This window comes from Paenibacillus uliginis N3/975 (assembly GCF_900177425.1).
Taxonomy (GTDB): Bacteria; Bacillota; Bacilli; order Paenibacillales; family Paenibacillaceae; genus Paenibacillus_AQ; species Paenibacillus_AQ uliginis.
In genome coordinates, this window is record NZ_LT840184.1 from 16,308 (window position 1) to 34,295 (window position 17,988).

General features: G+C 41.5%; 16 protein-coding genes and 2 pseudogenes. 6 read left to right on the top strand and 12 right to left on the bottom strand.

Going from position 1 to position 17,988, the window contains the following annotated elements; all coding sequences use genetic code 11:
* Nucleotides 1-319: pseudogene (locus B9N86_RS00070) on the top strand (IS200/IS605 family accessory protein TnpB-related protein); the annotation flags it as partial.
* A 313-nt stretch (nucleotides 320-632) separates the two neighbouring features.
* Here B9N86_RS00070 and B9N86_RS30880 read toward each other — a convergent pair.
* The 3 genes and pseudogenes from B9N86_RS30880 to B9N86_RS00080 all read right to left on the bottom strand — a co-directional run.
* Nucleotides 633-1,020: pseudogene (locus tag B9N86_RS30880) on the bottom strand (transposase); the annotation flags it as partial.
* Nucleotides 1,021-1,126: 106 nt separating this feature from the next.
* Nucleotides 1,127-2,557: a sensor histidine kinase gene (locus B9N86_RS00075; protein ID WP_208920009.1), complete on the bottom strand. Its 1,431-nt coding sequence runs from the start codon at nucleotides 2,555-2,557 to the stop codon at nucleotides 1,127-1,129.
* Nucleotides 2,558-2,570: 13 nt separating this feature from the next.
* Complete coding sequence (locus B9N86_RS00080; protein ID WP_208917044.1) at nucleotides 2,571-3,236, bottom strand: response regulator transcription factor; 666 nt, start codon at nucleotides 3,234-3,236, stop codon at nucleotides 2,571-2,573.
* A 193-nt stretch (nucleotides 3,237-3,429) separates the two neighbouring features.
* Between B9N86_RS00080 and B9N86_RS00085 the strand changes: the two genes are divergently transcribed.
* A complete protein-coding gene (locus B9N86_RS00085) occupies nucleotides 3,430-4,227 on the top strand; it encodes a hypothetical protein (RefSeq protein ID WP_208917046.1) in 798 nt (265 codons plus the stop codon).
* A 137-nt stretch (nucleotides 4,228-4,364) separates the two neighbouring features.
* Here B9N86_RS00085 and B9N86_RS00090 read toward each other — a convergent pair whose 3' ends face one another.
* On the bottom strand, nucleotides 4,365-5,939 hold the full coding sequence (locus B9N86_RS00090; RefSeq protein ID WP_208917048.1) for an L-lactate permease: 1,575 nt from the start codon (nucleotides 5,937-5,939) through the stop codon (nucleotides 4,365-4,367).
* A gap of 32 nt (nucleotides 5,940-5,971) precedes the next feature.
* The gene (locus tag B9N86_RS00095; RefSeq protein WP_208917050.1) at nucleotides 5,972-6,901 is read right to left on the bottom strand and encodes an L-lactate dehydrogenase; all 930 of its coding nucleotides are present in this window, start codon (nucleotides 6,899-6,901) and stop codon (nucleotides 5,972-5,974) included.
* A gap of 235 nt (nucleotides 6,902-7,136) precedes the next feature.
* Between B9N86_RS00095 and B9N86_RS00100 the strand changes: the two genes are divergently transcribed.
* The 3 genes from B9N86_RS00100 to B9N86_RS00110 all read left to right on the top strand — a co-directional run bounded on the left by B9N86_RS00100 (nucleotide 7,137) and on the right by B9N86_RS00110 (nucleotide 9,960).
* Complete coding sequence (locus tag B9N86_RS00100; RefSeq protein WP_208917052.1) at nucleotides 7,137-7,961, top strand: Cof-type HAD-IIB family hydrolase; 825 nt, start codon at nucleotides 7,137-7,139, stop codon at nucleotides 7,959-7,961.
* 58 nt (nucleotides 7,962-8,019) lie between these two features.
* The gene (locus B9N86_RS00105; RefSeq protein ID WP_208917054.1) at nucleotides 8,020-8,691 is read left to right on the top strand and encodes a YdeI/OmpD-associated family protein; all 672 of its coding nucleotides are present in this window, start codon (nucleotides 8,020-8,022) and stop codon (nucleotides 8,689-8,691) included.
* Between the two features lie 378 nt (nucleotides 8,692-9,069).
* Nucleotides 9,070-9,960: an aminoglycoside phosphotransferase family protein gene (locus B9N86_RS00110; protein ID WP_208917055.1), complete on the top strand. Its 891-nt coding sequence runs from the start codon at nucleotides 9,070-9,072 to the stop codon at nucleotides 9,958-9,960.
* Nucleotides 9,961-10,115: 155 nt separating this feature from the next.
* Here B9N86_RS00110 and B9N86_RS00115 read toward each other — a convergent pair whose 3' ends face one another.
* From B9N86_RS00115 to B9N86_RS00145, 7 genes are all read right to left on the bottom strand, one after another.
* Nucleotides 10,116-11,420: an NtaA/DmoA family FMN-dependent monooxygenase gene (locus B9N86_RS00115; protein WP_208917058.1), complete on the bottom strand. Its 1,305-nt coding sequence runs from the start codon at nucleotides 11,418-11,420 to the stop codon at nucleotides 10,116-10,118.
* A gap of 271 nt (nucleotides 11,421-11,691) precedes the next feature.
* The gene (locus B9N86_RS00120) at nucleotides 11,692-12,519 is read right to left on the bottom strand and encodes an AraC family transcriptional regulator (RefSeq protein ID WP_208917060.1); all 828 of its coding nucleotides are present in this window, start codon (nucleotides 12,517-12,519) and stop codon (nucleotides 11,692-11,694) included.
* A gap of 176 nt (nucleotides 12,520-12,695) precedes the next feature.
* The gene (locus tag B9N86_RS00125) at nucleotides 12,696-13,385 is read right to left on the bottom strand and encodes a Dph6-related ATP pyrophosphatase (RefSeq protein WP_208917062.1); all 690 of its coding nucleotides are present in this window, start codon (nucleotides 13,383-13,385) and stop codon (nucleotides 12,696-12,698) included.
* Nucleotides 13,386-13,584: 199 nt separating this feature from the next.
* Nucleotides 13,585-14,613, bottom strand: coding sequence for an NAD(P)H-dependent amine dehydrogenase family protein (locus B9N86_RS00130; RefSeq protein WP_208917064.1), 1,029 nt, complete (start codon nucleotides 14,611-14,613; stop codon nucleotides 13,585-13,587).
* A 101-nt stretch (nucleotides 14,614-14,714) separates the two neighbouring features.
* Complete coding sequence (locus B9N86_RS00135) at nucleotides 14,715-15,548, bottom strand: MerR family transcriptional regulator (RefSeq protein ID WP_208917066.1); 834 nt, start codon at nucleotides 15,546-15,548, stop codon at nucleotides 14,715-14,717.
* Between the two features lie 36 nt (nucleotides 15,549-15,584).
* On the bottom strand, nucleotides 15,585-16,496 hold the full coding sequence (locus B9N86_RS00140) for an alpha/beta fold hydrolase (protein WP_208917068.1): 912 nt from the start codon (nucleotides 16,494-16,496) through the stop codon (nucleotides 15,585-15,587).
* A gap of 4 nt (nucleotides 16,497-16,500) precedes the next feature.
* The gene (locus B9N86_RS00145; protein ID WP_208917070.1) at nucleotides 16,501-17,115 is read right to left on the bottom strand and encodes a TetR/AcrR family transcriptional regulator; all 615 of its coding nucleotides are present in this window, start codon (nucleotides 17,113-17,115) and stop codon (nucleotides 16,501-16,503) included.
* Nucleotides 17,116-17,312: 197 nt separating this feature from the next.
* On the opposite strand from B9N86_RS00145, the gene B9N86_RS00150 reads away from it, so the two are divergent.
* On the top strand, nucleotides 17,313-17,915 hold the full coding sequence (locus tag B9N86_RS00150; protein WP_208920010.1) for a DUF1349 domain-containing protein: 603 nt from the start codon (nucleotides 17,313-17,315) through the stop codon (nucleotides 17,913-17,915).
* The last annotated feature ends 73 nt before the right edge of the window (nucleotides 17,916-17,988 follow it).

The window sequence follows — 17,988 nt, forward strand, 5'->3', positions numbered from 1 at the left end:
TCATCGGAGGATTAAGGACTTGTTTCACAAGACGAGTCATTATATTGTCAGACTAGCTGCCGAGGAGAAGATCGGGACAATCGTCATCGGATACAATCAGGGATGGAAGGTGGAGTCCGATATGGGGCGGAGCAACAATCAGTCGTTCTGTTACATTCCACATCAGATGCTTGTTTCGATGATCCGGTATAAAGCCGCGGCACTCGGAATCGAAGTGATTCTCACCGAAGAGGCGTATACGTCGAAGGCCAGTTTCCTGGATCACGACCCATTGCCCAAGTATGAAGAAGGAGTTACAAGGGCCTTCTCGGGCAAGCGGCAGAGATGATACATCAGAAACCCCCACTTCAATCGAAGCGTCAGCATAGGTAAGTGGTGGGAGTATTCATATGTGTTGAATTCAAGGGATAACTCAGACTTGAATCCAGAAGAAACAGATGTATATCAAGAAGATAGAATGATGCAAAATCAAGAGGAAATATCTCCTCCTTATCAAGACAAGATGGGTCTGTAAGCGGCAAGACAGGGCCTTAGTTCAGATTCAGAAGATATACAAATTTAAAGGGCTGTCCCAAAAGGTAACCTCGCTTTAATCAAAAAGATACGAAAAATAAAGAAATGACGGTGCAGGGTTATTCCCGCACCGTCATTTCTTTATTTCGATCTATTGCTGATTTCTTGATTAGATTATGGGCGAGTGGTAGCCACTAGGGCCTCTAGGCTCACTTTCAGCAAGCCGCGAAGCAGAAAATGACGGAATCCCCGGTTATTCTTTATTTGCACGAATACGCTCTCCGGTTCAATCATTCGTCTGAAAGGGCAGCGCGTAATTTTCCTCACTTCGGGGATTTTCCAGTACTTGCTGATTGTAGGCAGGTACCTGAGATTGACTCGAATCCCCGATTGCCTTTCGCTTTTGGTCGTTTCCTTACTTTCAAAACGAAATATTAGTTTCTTTCCGCCCGCACATGTCCAAGAGTCTGCGTCCTCGTCATAATGCCAGTTATCGATCTTGCTGATGGGGGCAAGGGCGGTCGGAGGAACGATTCGTACACGCAGCGTCTAGAAACAGACAAAGGGGTGTCCCAGGTCAACGGACCTTTTGGGACACCCCCTTTTTTGTTGCTTACTTTATTGATAATGGAATAGTAACTGTGAACTGTACTCCTTGTTCTGTATTCTTCATAGAATACGTAATAGAAAGGGCTTCAAAAATTTGCTTTACAATATATAAACCTAAGCCACTCCCCCCCGTATTTCGATTTCTTGATTTTTCGATTCGATAAAATGGTTCGAAAATATGTTGTATTTCCTCTTCTTTAATTTTCACACCTGTATTGATGACTTTCATTTGGATGTGGTGTTGTTTTGAATCTTGAGTTAGCTTTATATATACTTTCTCGCCATGCGGTGAATACATAATCGCATTATGAATAATATTTTTACAGGCTTTTTCTAAAAGAATACGATCTGTATACACGGTAAGGTGAGAATCAATCTGTTTTATGATTTGAATGTCTTTTTGAGAAGCAAAAAAACCGAGATTTTTTATGAGAGCATCCATTAATTCCGAGAGATTTACTTCTTCTAATTGTAGTTTAAAGGTGTGTTGTTCAAGTTTTGACATGCTTAAAATCTCACGAACCAGTTGTTCCATACTTTCAATAATTTGGTGATTTTTCTTTAAATATTGGTCACGATTTTGATACGGACCAATATTGTATATCATCCCTTCTAAGTATCCTTTCATAACCGTAAGAGGCGTTTTTAATTCATGCGCGACAATCGCAAAAAATTCCCTGCGTTTTATTTCTATCTCTCTCTCTTTTTCAATATCGCTTTTTAATTGTTGATTCGCTTTTTGTAAATCAAGCATCGTTTGTTGTAAATTAATTGACATCTCATTCAAGCTTTTGGATAACTCCCCCAATTCATCATTGGAACGAACTTCAATTTTTTCGGAAAAATCCAAGTTCGCCATCTTTTGTGCTCCTTGATTAATGTAAAGGAGTGGTTTTGTAATGAACCTCGAATACAAATAAGCACTTCCTATCCCAATAACAACGACAATGAGACTGATATAGGGGAGAAAAAGCGCCAAGACCTGTGAAGCTTCACTAATAGGTTGAAATGTGGCGGACACGAAGAGTGTTACGTTACTATCTTGGAATGGAATGGGCACGGCAGCATCATATGAATTGGAATTCCCCGGCGGCTTTGTTACACCGAACTTTATATCATCAGGTGATGATTGGGAATCACTTTGGATAAAAGACAAAAAAGGAGAAAAAATAATGGTTCCCTCTTTATTTTGAAGGTAGAGCGTTGCGTTATTTTTTTGTGCGTACTCTTCAAGAAGCGGTATGGCCTTTTGAAAAGTGAGATCCTTAGATTTATCAATTATTTCTTCTATTCCTGTTTGAAGCTGATTTGTTTTATGCTGCTCATAAAATGAAGGGAGAAAGAAGTATAAAGTTAAATAAATCAGGACTGCAAAGGCTAACAAAATGAGAGATGTAGTCAGGAAAAGTTTATAGGTAATTCGCTTCAACTTCATCGTTCTTAATATCTTATTCATCAATTTTATAACCGATTCCCTTCACTGTTTTAATGTAGGGGATATCTAATTTTTTTCGTATGTTTTTAATATGTGTATCAATAATACGTGTTTCTCCGTAATAATCGTATCCCCAAACTTTTTCGACAATACTTTCCCTTGTGAGTACTTTTTTCTCATTTTGAAGCAGTAGTTGTACAATTTCGAATTCCTTTGTCGTTAATGGGATTTCAACCTCATTTACATAAACTTTATATGCATCGCAATCGACTTGTATTTCTTTGAAAACTAAATGATTACTCGTACTTAGATCATTGCTTCTTCTCAGTACAGCCTCGACCCGTTTAATCAATATATGAAAAGAAAAAGGCTTCGTAATATAATCATCGATTCCAAGATCAAAGCCCTTCAATTGATCCTGTTCTTCTTCTAATGCGGTTAGCAAAATGATAGGTACATTTGACTGATTTCGAATCATTTTAGCAACTTCAAATCCGTTAAGGTTTGGCATCATTACATCCAAAAGAATTAAATCAAAAGATTGCTTATTAAATAGTTTCATTCCCTCTATTCCATCTGATGCAACCTCAACATTATACTGTTGTGTCATTAAAAATTGTTTAATTAATTCCTGAATGTCTAGGTCATCTTCTACCACAAGAATATGAAAGTTCTTCAATATATCACCTCGTGTAGTATTATAACCGCGTTATCTGTAGTTTATGTGGAGAAACATTCGGTATAAATACATAGATAGATAGCGGTCAGCGCCGAACGCACCAAAACTCTACCTGATCTCCATCCTAACTCCAGATGATGGAATTACAATGAAGGCGTCAAGAAAAATACATTTACGAAGGAGATTGATTACTATGAAAAAGAAATTGGCTACTACTGCTTTAGGTGCTGTTTTTGCTCTTGCCTCTTATGGGTCTGTATTCGCTGCTGAAGCACCAACAACACAAACTATTGGAAATGGACAACAGGTAATACAAGGAGAAGTTAGTAAACCTGCTAACCTCGATGACGCTACTCTAGAAAAGGTAAAAGCGATTTTGAACCAATCACAAGCGGGTACACTCACTAAAGAGCAAGTGAAAACACAACTTCAAGCTCTTGGTATCGATTGGGAGATTGATTTCAGTGGAGCTAAGGACATCAAAGTAGAAACAAATAAAGTGATTAAACTAGATAACCTCGATGACGCTACCCTAGAAAAGGTAAAAGCGATTTTGAACCAATCACAAGCGGGTACACTCACTAAAGAGCAAGTAAAAACACAACTTCAAGCTCTTGGTATCGATTGGGAGATTGATTTCAGTGCAGCTAAGGGCGTCAAAGTAGAAATAAACAAAGTAACAAAGCCAGATAACCTCGATGACGCTACCAAAGAAAAAGTACAAGCGATTTTTGATCAAGCACAAGATGGTACACTCACTAAAGAGCAAGTAAAAACACAACTTCAAGCTCTTGGTATCGATTGGGAGATTGATTTCAGTGCAGCTAAGGGCGTCAAAGTAGAAATAAACAAAGTAACAAAGCCAGATAACCTCGATGACGCTACCAAAGAAAAAGTACAAGCGATTTTTGATCAAGCACAAGATGGTACACTCACTAAAGAGCAAGTAAAAACACAACTTGATGCGGTTCTTGGTACCAAAGCTAAATAGAGACACTTAGGAGATAAGCGAAAAAGGTTAGGAAAGAAGAATAGGAGTTAAGAATAGTAAGCGAAAGACGTGTACGAGCTTGATCACTGATAACGATCAAGCACGTCACGTCTTTCGTCTTTTCATGAAAAAGTAAGCTACAATAACAACGACAATACAAATGTCCAAATACATACAAAGGTTAAGAAACCTATGCTATATTTTAAAACCATTTTCGTTAAAACAGATTCTTTACCTGTTTCGCCAACAGCAGCTGTTGCAATTGCAATGGATTGTGGAGAAATTAGTTTTGCCATAGTGCCTCCTGCAGTATTAGCAGCAACTAATAATGCTGGATCTGTTCCTATAATATTACCTGCTGTTGCTTGAATTGGCGCAAACAATGTATTATTGTTCACGACAGACCCCGTCATAAATACTCCTATCCAACCTAAGATTGGCGATAGTAATGGAAAGAAATTTCCGGTTGCTGCAATCTCTTCACCTATTGCACTTGTTAATCCGCCATAAGTCATTAATTTAGCGATACCTAGTATTGCACAGATCATCACGATAGGAATCCAAAATTCTGCAACTGTTTTTTTAAAGAGCGTAAATCCTTTTGAGAAACCGATAGATTTTGTAGTTATTATTGTGATTAGGACTGCCAATAAGATGGCTGTACCTGTTGCACTTATTAAATCAATTTTTGAGGTTAGCGTTGAGCCTGGTATTTTAAAGGTCAATGTAGTAAAATCTAGAGCCCCGCCTTCTGCAAACAGACCCTTAAATGCAGGCAGACTCCATATTAAAACAAATATACTTAATAAGTAAAATGGAGACCAAGCCTTGATAATATTACCTACAGTATGTTTTTCCGTTTGAACCGCTTGATCATTTAGTGAAAAAATACGCTTCGGCTTCCATTTTCTTGAAAATAATGCCAATATCCCTAGAGCTAGTAATGAGGGAATGATATCAGCTAATTCAGGTCCCATCAGTAATGTAACAATAGCTTGAGATACTGTATAGGTGGTAGATACCACCAAAATGGCAGGCAGAACTTCTTTAATCCCTTTGAACCCATCAATTAACAAAATGAGTAAAAACGGAATTGTAAAATTAATTATAGGTAACGTAAATGCCGTCATCATGGATACATCCATGGAAGTAACATTACCCTCTAAATTTAAGGTGCCTATTATGCCAACAGGAATTCCGATTGCACCAAATGCCCCAGAAGCACCATTAGAGATTAGACATAGCATGGCAGCTTGCAGTGGTTTGAATCCTAAGGAAACTAATAGAACGGCGCAAATTGCGATGGGTACACCAAAACCCGCAGCACCTTCAAGAAAGGCATTAAAACAAAAACCAATGAGTAAAAGCTGAAGACGCTGATCTTGTGAAACTCCGGCAATACTTGCACGTAATATGTCAAATTTTCCGGATTTTACAGAGGTCTTATATAACCAAACTGCCATTATAATAATGTAACCAATTGGCCAGACTCCTTGAATTGCACCTTGTATCACACTGCCAATGGATTCACCAAATGGTAAATCAAATACCAACATCGAAATCAAAAAGGTAACCACCAAGTTTAGTAAGGCTGCATGGATCCCTTTCATTTTAAATACGGTCAAACATAAAAGAAATGAGATAATGGGAATAGCTCCAACAAGTGAGGAGATCAACAGATTATTAAACGGGTTAAAGGTTTCTACTAACATGTTAGACTGCTCCCTTTTGTATATTTTTCACTTTAAAATAAGCCGCTCCCAATTTCTTTTAATGTTTTAACCGATTTTGCGAGCTTTTCTTTTTCAATATCACTTAATAAAATCTCAACGATGTCTTTTTTTCCTGAGCGATTTATGATTGTTGGGACACCAATATAGACGTCAGTGTGACCGTATTCACCTTCTAATAGTGATCCAACCGGTAATACTACATCTTCATTTTGTAATATTGCTTTCGTTATTCTCGCTAACCCCATGGCGATCCCATAGTATGTTGCACCTTTAGATTCAATAATTTGATAAGCTGCATCACGAACTTGTACAAATATTTCGTCTTTTCTTCTATCTGTAAAATGATTCTCAATAAATTTTCCTGAAACATTTGCCGAACTCCATACTGGAACAGCTGAATCTCCGTGCTCACCAATGATATAAGCATGAACACTTGTGGGAGCTACATCGAGTTCTTCACCTAATAAATAGCGAAATCTTGCACTATCTAAAATGGTACCTGAACCAATAACTTTTTCTTTAGGTAAGCCAGAAAACCGCCATGTTGCATAAGCTAAAATATCTACAGGATTCGTAGCTACTAAAAATATTCCATTAAAGCCAGAATCCATAATACTTTTTACAATCGATTTAAAAATATTCACATTTTTGTTGACTAAATCAAGTCTCGTTTCCCCAGGTTTTTGTGCTGCTCCAGCACTAATCACAACAATAGCCGCATCTCTACAATCCTCGTACGTACCAAATTTTATTTTTATCGGAGAAGGTGTATAAACAATTCCATGATTTAAATCCATGACATCACCTTTTGCCTTCTCTTCATTTAAATCAACAAGGACTAGTTCATCACATAAACTTTGATTCACTAAAGTAAACGCATAGCTTGAACCAACGGCCCCTGTCCCAACTAAAACGACCTTTCTTCCTGATGTAATATTCAAATTTATGACCTCCAGTTAAGGTGTTTTCATCATCATAATTTTTAACGCTGAAGTGTATTTTTCCCAAAAGACGATATTCTAGACCATTTAAAAAAGGTAAATTTTATGGAATGTAGTATTGGCAAGCAATAGAGTTCAATTATGAGGAACGAGCGAACTAGCGTACCTTATCGCTCTCGAGAAATGATATAGTAGAAATAACTACTCTATTAGATAAGTAAAGGGATGTTGCAATATGAAATATAAAATGATTGTGTTGGATTTAGACGATACACTGCTTCGTGATGACGGGACGCTCTCTTCCCGTAACAAACAAGCGCTGATGGCTGCTCAAGAAGCTGGGGTTAAGGTGGTTTTAGCATCAGGGCGGCCAACCTATGCCATGAAAGCACTGGCAGAAGAGCTGGACCTAGAACGATTTGGAAGCTATATTCTGTCGTTCAACGGAGCGAAGATCATTAACTGGAGGTCGCAAGAAGAGGCGTTCAGCAGTACATTAACGCCTCAGATGGCTCATGCCCTATATGAAATGAGTATAGAAGAAGGCGTATCCGCTCTAACTTATGTAGGCGATGATATTGTGACGGCATCAGTGAACGAATATACTTTGATCGAATCGCAAATTACAGGGATGAAGGTTGTTGAGGTGTCTAGCTTCGTAGAGGCTGTTCAAGTACCTGTCGTTAAGGTGCTGATGGTGGCAGAGCCAGATAAGCTGGTTCTAGTCGAGGAGAAATTAAAAGCGAAACTGGCAGGGCAACTCAACGTCATGCGCTCTAAGCCTTTCTTCCTTGAGTTTACGGAAGATGGCGTGAACAAAGGGACGAGCTTGAATCATCTAATTCAGCAGCTTGGGATCGAGCGATCTGAAGTCATTGCGATGGGCGATGGATATAACGATGTTGCGATGCTCGAATTTGCAGGCCTTGGGGTAGCCATGGGCAATGCACCGGAGGAAATTATACAATTGGCCGACTATGTTACGGATACTAACATGAACGATGGCGTGGCCAAGGTAGTAGAAGAGTTCCTATTAAAGGATTTGGTCCAGACAACGTAATCATCATTCAAATAATTAATAAATGAAAAGATTTGAATACGTAGGGGATGAAGCACAATTGTCTAAATCAATCGTAGAGAAGCTGAGCTTACAAAAGTACGAGCAAGTAGCGATATTGAATCAGCCTGAAGGAACAAATTATTTTGCAGAGCTGACAGGCTATGATACGATGCTCAAGGAGCATGCATATGATCTCATATTTGCTTTTGTGTTAGATATAGAGTCATTAAAGGAACTTGTTGACCTTGTAATTGAACGGCAGCATCTTAATACAAATGGATATCTCTTTGCCGCATATCCTAAAAAGGGAAATAAAGTATACCCCACGTTTATTCATCGCGATGATTTGTTGGAGGGCCTAGGTAGCGACGAAAAAGGATATGTCGGGACAAGCAATATTAAATTTGCGCGCATGGTCGGACTGGATGATGTCTTTACCGTTGTCGGTTTAAAAGAGGACGCTAAGGGTAAGGCCCAGACTTCTTCAAAACCAAGTCAATGTGTAGATGATTATATTTCCTTGATTCCAAGTGTGGAGAAGGATTTGGAGGATACACCAGAGCTGCTTGCCTTATACCAGTCGCTTACCCCTGGGTACCGTAAGGATTGGGCCCGTTATGTATATAGCGCTATACAAGAGGCAACAAAAGCAAAACGCCGCGAAGAAATGAAGATGATTCTTCAGGCGGGTTATAAGAGCCGCGAGCTATATCGCAAAGAACATGCATAGCTCAAGGAAACAATAGGGGCCGTCCCAAAAGTGGTAACCTCACTTGAGGGATAGTTCACTTTAATCAAAAAAAGCTAAAAAAAATAAAGAAATGGCGGTGTAGAAAGTTACTCCTGCACCGTCATTTCTTTATTTTGATCTATAGCTGCTTTCTTGATTAAATTATGGGCGAGCACGAAATAGCGTAGAGGACGAAGCGATTCCGGAGAAGCGTGAGCGGTAAAAGCTTTCCCAAGGAAAGCTCGCATCGAAAGCATACGATGTGTGGGCGAGCACAAAAAGAAGAAGGAGCCATTCTCATGCATCTATTTTCAAGTAAACTCGACACTGTTACTATATTTTTGTTGATTGATAAATAATAATTAGAAGAGGTATTTCATGAATATGATTAACGTCGATTTAGTTGTAAGATTAATAAATGAACAATTTCCCGAATGGTCTGGTTTAGAGGTTAGACCTGTACAATTTAGTGGGCATGACAATAGAACTTTTCATTTAGGTGAGCATATGAGTGTCAGGTTACCAAGTGCAGAATCCTATGTCCCTCAAGTTGAAAAAGAACAAATATGGCTACCCATACTACGCCAAAAACTTTCTTTACCCATTTCTACACCATTAGCTAAAGGTAATCCGAATGAAGAATATCCATGGCCTTGGTCGATCAATAAGTGGCTAGAGGGAGAGACATTGTCTCCAAACAATATGAATGATCTCAATCAATTGGCGAGGGACTTGGGGACGTTTTTAATTGAATTACAATCGATTGATGCGAGTGGAGGTCCGTTAGCTGGGGCGCACAATTTCCACAGAGGCGGAAATATAGTTGTATATGATGAGGAGTCTAGATATGCAATTGAGAATAATAAAGATACTTTTAATGAACACGTATTGAAAGAAATTTGGGAACTGGCATTAGATTCTAAATGGGAGTCAGATCCTGTCTGGGTTCATGGTGATATAGCGCCAGGAAATATATTGGTTAGAGATGGAAAACTTTCTGCAGTCATTGATTTCGGAATATTGGGTGTAGGAGATCCTGCTTGCGATGCTGCAATGGCATGGACATTTTTTGATAATGATAGTCGAAAGATATTCAAGCATGTATTAAATATGGATGAAGGAACTTGGAATAGAGCAAGGGGATGGGCGCTATGGAAGGCTTTGATCACATACAATGGTAACAAAAATTCTAACACAGCAATCGCAGAAGAATCCTATCATGTTATTAATATAATAGTAGATGATTACAAATCAGAGAAAATACAATAATGATTTCAATCTTCGAATGGAGTTTTAGACCAAAGAGCCAGTTACGAATCAAAATTTTATGATGATAACAGCGGCTTCCTTTTTAAACAAACTGGGCAGCACCTCCAAGCTTTTAGCTTAGAAGGGCTGTCCTATGTTTTAATAAGTATCAGGTGTTAAATACCCAAATGTGCCCTCAGAGTCGAACCTGCATATTCGCTTCTGAACAAGCCTCTTTCAACCAACTGCGGCATCAGTTTTTCAAAAAATATTTTCATGGATTCTTCTGAACCGCCCGGAAGAGCTATAAATCCGTCAATAGCCCCAGCCTCAAACCGCTCAATAATATCGTTCAATACGTCCTCAACCGTTCCAACGGAAACCCAGTGAGCAGATCCGACGACCTCGGGCCTTGCCAACACCTCTTCCACTGTAGGCTGATGGTTTGTAATATACCGGCGCAACAGCTCAGCATGTGTCCGGCTGCGGACTGGCTGATTCGGATCGGGAAGCATATCGGCAGTTACGCGATGATCCAAAGCAAAGCTGCTTAAATCAAGGCCCAGCACTGACTTGAGCGATGCATGTCTGCGCTCCACACTCAAGTGCGCATGTGCAGACTTATGTAATTCATGCGCTTCCTCGCGAGTTTCAGCCAAGAAAAAATATAATCCAGGCAAAACTTTGATGGCGTTCGGATCGCGTCCATGTTCCTTGGCTCTTCTTCTCAGATCATTTCGCAATTCCACTCCGGATTCAAGGTCTGGCATCGCCGCAAAAATAGCATCCGCTATTGAAGAGGCGAAATTTCGTCCTGTATCTGACGCGCCTGCTTGAAATAATGGAATGGATCCCGATGTATGGGCAGGCAAAGTAAGAGGTCCCTGGACACTGAAAAAATCACCTGAATGATGAATTGCGGAAACCTTATCCTTATCAGAAAAAATGCCTGACTCGCGGTCAATCACAATGGCTTCATTCGGAAAACTTTCCCAGAGCTTGCGTACGACATCAGTAAATTCCATTGCTTTCGCATATCTTTCTTGCGGTGAAGGCATAGGCGAATCACCGAAATTTTCTGCGCCTTCAATCGAAGTTACGATGTTCCAGCCAGCGCGCCCGTTGCTAAGCCAGTGCAACGACTGAAGCTGCCTTGCGACAACATACGGCGGATTGAACGTGGTGGAAACCGTTGTAACCAATCCAATCCTCTCGGTTTCACGAGCAATTGCCGCAAAAATCATTGTAGGGTCGGGACTGCCAAAATTAGCGGAATCGCCCAGCATCTGCGGACTAACATAAAGATAATCCGCCCTGAAAAGAAAATCGAGCTTTGCCTTCTCCGCCATCTTTGCCAAATCAATGTAATAGTCAATTGACCCCATCTTTTCCACACCGCTGTCTGGGCGCCGCCAACCGTCTCCTTTCATCCAAGTTGCAGATAAGGACAATCCAATACATAATTGTCTATTTGTAGTCAACTCTACCAACCCTCCTCTATAGAAAAATAATTTTGCGCCTAGGAAATATTCCGATCAGTGCATGCTCAAGAAGGCGAAGCCAACCGATTTAACATCCAGCACAGATGCCTCTCCATGGCAACAAGCACCCCGGTGATCATAATGCGACCTCCGAAAACGTTAATAATGATTCTCATTATCAATATAAAGTGTAGCAAGGACTATAAGAAATGCAAATACACAAATCGCGAATGCTATATGTAGGATTATCTAATCCAGGCTTGCTGTGTGATTATTTATGATGTTCTAAGTTATGTGCGTATGCAGAGGGAGACACACCGAATTTGTTTTTAAATACTCTACTGAAATATAGCGGATTGGCATAACCGACACTGACAGCAATATCGCGGATGGGAAATTGACCTGCTTTAAGTAATTCACTCGCTCTTTCCATACGATAATGAATGACATAGTCGATGGGACGGAAACCCGTATATTTGTGAAAGAAGTATGAGAAGCGTTTGGGACTCATAGCATGCAAGTTAGCTAACTCATCGAGTGTCAACGGATTCATGTAATGCCCGTTAATGTATGCAATAGCCTCTTCTATCACTCTTTTACTTGGAAAACTGCCGCTCTCCCTATACCTGCAACCCACCAGAACTTGATACACGATGCTTAAGAATAATTCCTTGACACGAAGTTTCCCAATCCCTCCAAGTGTATGGGCATTCTGATGGAGCAGGATCAGTAATTCTATCACTCTCGGATTTGTTCCCGGTTCAAGCTTAAAATGAGAGTCGCATTCATGACCTCTATTTTCATCACCTATCTTGTCCAATCGATAAAAAAGTGAATAGTACTCGAACTCTGATTGTCCTATAACTTGGGAGTTAAGTTGCATGCCTGGAGCCGCATGAAATACTGATCCTGGAAGTAATTCGTAAGCAGTTCCGTTCACACACATTCTAGCTTCTCCACGAATGATAAATAGAAATCCATGCTTTACGGTCTTAAAGTCACGCAATATACTTTTCGGCTGGATGACTAAACGGTAGACACTTTCTATATCACAGGAACCACTAGCAAATATCTCGGCTAATTTATTCAAATCTATCATGTACTGCACCTGCTCCCTGCACGATTAACGAGAATTGGTACGAAGTGGTTGAGGAAGTGAATGGAGATGATTTAATGAGGTGGCTTAATTATAAAGTGGTCTAATCCCAAGGAGGGCACTCTACGTCAGTACCCTCCTTGGGATTAGATATTTCCGTATCAGGTATCCGTGTCCACCTACTTATCTAACTCTAAAGGCAAAAAAACATAATCCCCATTCCTCAGAATCTCACATGAACGAACGGGAATAGGATGTTTAAAAATAGGTCCATCGATTACGGTAGTATGGAACTCTCCGCCTTCTCCACATGGGTCAATGCCGCGAGCTTCAAGCTCTTTTACATATTCATGAGTCAACGTTCGGCCTAAATCGTCTTCCTGCATTCCTAGCGATAGATTTACAGTAACAACGATCGTTACAAATCCCAGATTGATGAATTCATCGACAGCTTCTCGGTGATCCATTTCCCATAGGGGCATCCCAAGCTTTAATCCCGCATTTTTCGTAACTTTGTCATGCCAACAGCCATGGGCAGGCATATCCAAGTCTCCCGTTACTAACACTTCGGCTCCCTGATCTTTAGCTTTTTCTAAAAGGCCCATATAAATGGTTTCATAATCATCCCAGCTCGCAGCAGCAGTATATACAGGCAACCCTATGGATTCAGCTTGGGCTTGTATTAATTCCGGCGGCATTCCGTGGGATCTGGAACGTTTTCCTTCCTCCTCCAACATCATGATAAGTCCAACGGCTTCTCCAACCTTCATTGCTTTATATAGAGCTAGAGTACTATCCTTTCCACCACTAAAAGAAGCTATAAATTTATGCCCGCGAGCACCATTTTTCCAATCTACTATTTCTGTCATGCATTTCTTACCCCTTTGCTGTTTTTTTTGCACAATGTTTGTTAATGAACAGGTTTAGGTAATGTACGTAACTATTATGAACGAATTACATGCCTCTGCCAAATGGTTGTTCCAAAATGTATCTTTACATGGTGTAGGAAGGGGGGGGATGCAGAAAAAGGCGACAGCTGCGAGCCGTCGCCTTTAGACAAACTTTCATTTATTTAACGTAGTAATGAAGAGGGTATGTGCGGTACTGGGCTGGAGCCATTTTCTCGGTTGTGTGGAAGCCAGCCGGAGCCTGAAGCAACTCAGGGATACGGTTGACCACTGTTGCGCATGTAAGCTCTACCGTTGCCGGGCAAGAGATGTTGACCTCTGTTTTCGGCTCGCCTTTAATGACCCAATCGTTGTGGTCCACTTCGTCCTCAGCATACACTTTGCCGATACACTCTGTTACGATGACCGGTCCTTGATGGGTGACGGTTGTGACGACCGCGGACATGCCTGTGGCATCACCAGCAGGAATTGTTTTGCCAAGTGTGGTGGAATGAAGATCTTGATCATGCGTCATCGGAATCAATTGTTGATCCATCGATTTAATGGTCCATCCGAACTGTGAGCACAACCATTCATTGGCGTTTCTCATAAAGGACGGAAGATCATTGTTGCTGGCAATCTTCTCTTCGAATTCCTTAATCGTTAAGCCTGCTCCGTGAACCTCTGCAAGCGCGATGCCGTACTCTTCGACATTGTAGCTGGACATGCCTTCAATTCTAGTAATCTGATGCGTTGCGCCCGCTAATACGGTGATTAAGTTACCCCAGAACACATCCTGATATCCCGAACCGGTTAAGGTGCAATTGTTGTCTTTAGCAAGCCGGTCCAGACGGTTGGTCAGCGCAGGGGAGGTTGTCCAAGGATAGAACGCTTCTTCACACGTACTAATTGCGTTCACGCCGTGACGAGCCGCCAATTCAAAAGCGTCATACATATCTGTCATTAAGCTTGTCGTGGAAATGATGCACACTTGTGCGTCGCATTCTTTAAATACTTGCTCAGCGTCGGAGCGGATAGGAACATTCAATTTCACGCCCAAACCTGCTACCTCACCTGCATCTTTACCAACGACGTTCGGATTCATATCGATCGCGCCTACGATTTCTGCACCTTTTTCATACAGATATCTGAGGAAAACCTGACCCATTTTACCGCAGCCGTATTGAATGACTCTAATTCTTTCTTTCATGTGGACAACCTCCTACATTGTTATTATTTTCACAAACTATAATGTTAATGATGTTGGGAGCTCCTTATGTCCTTATCATAAACTCTATAGTAACTATAGAGTCAACCTCTTTTGATCGGAACTTGCAATTTCATAAACATATTCCGCTCGTCATGATGAAATACCGGTAATTCCACCACCACTTCACAAATGTAATCCCCAATCACCTCATAACCGTGCTCATGTACATAATCGAATAATTTGCCCGCATACTTCTGCTCATGAAAGAAACTATCGCAATATATGCACAAATAGTCGTGTTCCGGGATGATCTCCACGCCTGCCTGCATTTCAAAATCGGGATCTACGAACAAAAAAACTTCCGTCGATACAAAATGTCCCCGTTCAATCGCTTCTTGCCGGATAATAGAGCCGACATTGCAAAAGTATGCCATTGGCAAATGGTTGACGATCGCCTGGGCACGCAGCTCCCGCAGTATATATTCGTACGTTTCAAGCGTATTCTCATAAATATTGACGTTGCTGTCGTAGCAATAAATTTTGCGCTCCGGAATGCGCTCCAGAACGATATGCCCTTCGCCCGGAGCGCTCATATATGTGTCGTAATTTTTAATGCTGACTTGGACCGCTTTTTTCATCTGATCTAGTTCCTTCATTTTGTGCTCAATGAGAACCGCTTGCTGCCGCAGCATCTCGGGGATAGATTCAACATTTTCGCTGTCGAACCAAGCTTTTATATTGTCCAACGACATGCCTAAATATTTCATATAGTTGATCATATCCAGTCTGGCGCATTGCTTGATTCCGTAGTAACGGTAACCCGTGCTTTCATCAACATACTCAGGCTTTAACAGCCCCAGCTTGGCATAATAGCGCAGCGTTTGAACAGAGGTGTTATTCAATTCGGCCATGCGGCCGATCGATAGTTTATCCATAACGATAGATCCCTTCTCAATCACGCTTAGTCATATCTAATGTTTGTTGGACTCTATGGGGTGGTTTCCAAGAAAATCAATGACAAGCTCGTTAATCTGTTGTTTCTGTTCAACACTTAAAAGATGCCCTGCCTTAGGGATGGTTGCTATCGTGACATCTGGAATGATGCTCGCCTTCGCTTGAACTGTCTTGATGGAATGGCGGTAAATGACTTCGTCTTCCCCGACCATGAATAAAGTAGGGACTGGGAGCTGTGACAGTTCTTCTTCAGTGAATACGGCAGGAAGCAGCCCGAGTCGAGGGACGCAGCTCTGGTAGCTCGCTGTAAGCAGTGATTTATAGGACTCGGGAAGTAGACTCAGGTTATTATGTTTCGACATGCACCATGTGAATGCGCGATCAATAAGCCACGGTTTTGGGAACATCACAGGAGGAAACATCTTTACATAGAACATCCTTGAAAGCGGCGCAAAGGAGCCCGCAGGTGCCAGCAGCCCAAGCGAATGTACATGCGACGGATGCGCTACCGTAAAATTCAAAGACAAAAAACCGCCCATGGAATGCCCCAATAAATGAAACGCGCCCAATTGCAGTTCACGGACTAGCTCCAACAGCCATTGCGCTGCTGCTTCTTTGCTTGAAAGCGGCTTTAGGAGTGTACTTCTGCCAAAGTCTCCAGGGACATCAATGCAATGAACATAATAATTCTTGGACCATTCAGCAATGTTTGCACTCCACATGAGCGAGGTTGCGGTCATTCCGTGAATGAGCAGCAGAGGTGGATTCGCCTTATTACCGCATTTGATCATATGAGTACTTCCGAAGTCAGTTGTAACAAAGCAGGATTCGTAAGAAACAGGCCACTCACTCAGCGCTCGGTCATAAGCGGCTGTGAAGTGCGCTCTCGCACTAACGCTTCTAAATATAGATAAATCCTTCGTATCCATCAACTCACTCCTTTAAAGATGATGTATCGATGAAAATTCTCAAGATCTGATCTACCTGTGGAAAGTCTTCCAACAACGGGTAGGTTAATTGGGTAAACACAACACCGTTCAGCATCGAAGAGTACATAAGAGCTTGCTCCGATGGATCCACCTTGATGAATTCACCCTGCTCCTGACCTTGCTGGAACAGATGCTTAAGCAATTCCAGACTCTTGGCTGAATATTCTTTTGAAATCGCTGATGCCTCTTCCGGGACCGTCTTGGACGTATTGGTTTGCAGCGCGATCAGAAAGAAATGACCGCTCTCCCGAGTGTGAGCAAAAATCCCTTCCGTCATTGCCTTTAGACGTTCATAAGGGCTTCCGTTGCTGTGCACAGCTTGATGAATTGTTTCATAGGAGGTAATAAATGCAGTCTTTGCTAACTCAATATAAATATCTTCTTTGGAAGAAAAATAATGATAAATCAAACCGTGGCTTAGTTGAGCTTCACCCACAATATCGCTTACTTTCGTACCCGCATAGCCCCGCTCTCCAAACACCTTCGCCCCGGCTGCCAGTAGTTGCTGTTTACGTATATCACGAATTTGCTGATTCTGTTCATCCACTCTGGGAGACATGGTGTAAATCCTCCTTGACGAAAATGTTATTTATAAGGTGATCGTAACCATTTTTGATTAATTAGTCAATCAAAAAAATGAAGGTCCGACTCTTCATTGCGATGTCTTCGGAAGCGTAGTAATGTTGAGGATATGGAACACATTGCAACATGTATGATTTAAACGAAATGACTAAATTGGAGGCTGTTATTCCCATGATGAATGTATCTTATATTCCTGATTTTGTTGGTAAGCTTACCATAATGAATGAGCCGTCACATTGGAGCGTGAAAGATGAATCTTTACTCGTCCATACACAATCCGAAACGGATTTTTGGCTGAAAACCCATTACGGATTCGAAGTGATGAACGGACATGTCTTTTACGAGTCGATTGAGACGGACTTCACGGCAGAAGTATCACTTAGTATGCAGCCCGTATCAACCTATGACCAGGCGGGACTGTTCGTCATGGTGTCGGAAACATGTTGGTTGAAGACATCGCTTGAATATATACCGGACGGTCCATCACACTTGGGGGCCGTCGTCACCAATCATGGATATTCGGATTGGTCCACCCGAAATTACGAGAACGCGCATGTCACGAAACCTTTAGCATTCCGAGTCGAGCGTAAGCACGGCGATTATACGATCTCGGCCAAGACGCAGGGTAACCCAGATGAGTGGGAGCAGATCCGGATCTCTCATTTGCACGAAGACCGGCATCCCAATCCGGTCAAAGTAGGCATCTATTGCTGCAGCCCGACCCCAAATGGCGGTTTCGAGACTCGCTTCTATTCTTTTTCTATAGAGAAAAAGTAGCTTGGTGTTTCTAACGCTAAGAACAGTTCAGCCCCCGAACGCATATGGTCGGGGGCTGATGCTCTCTGCCGGT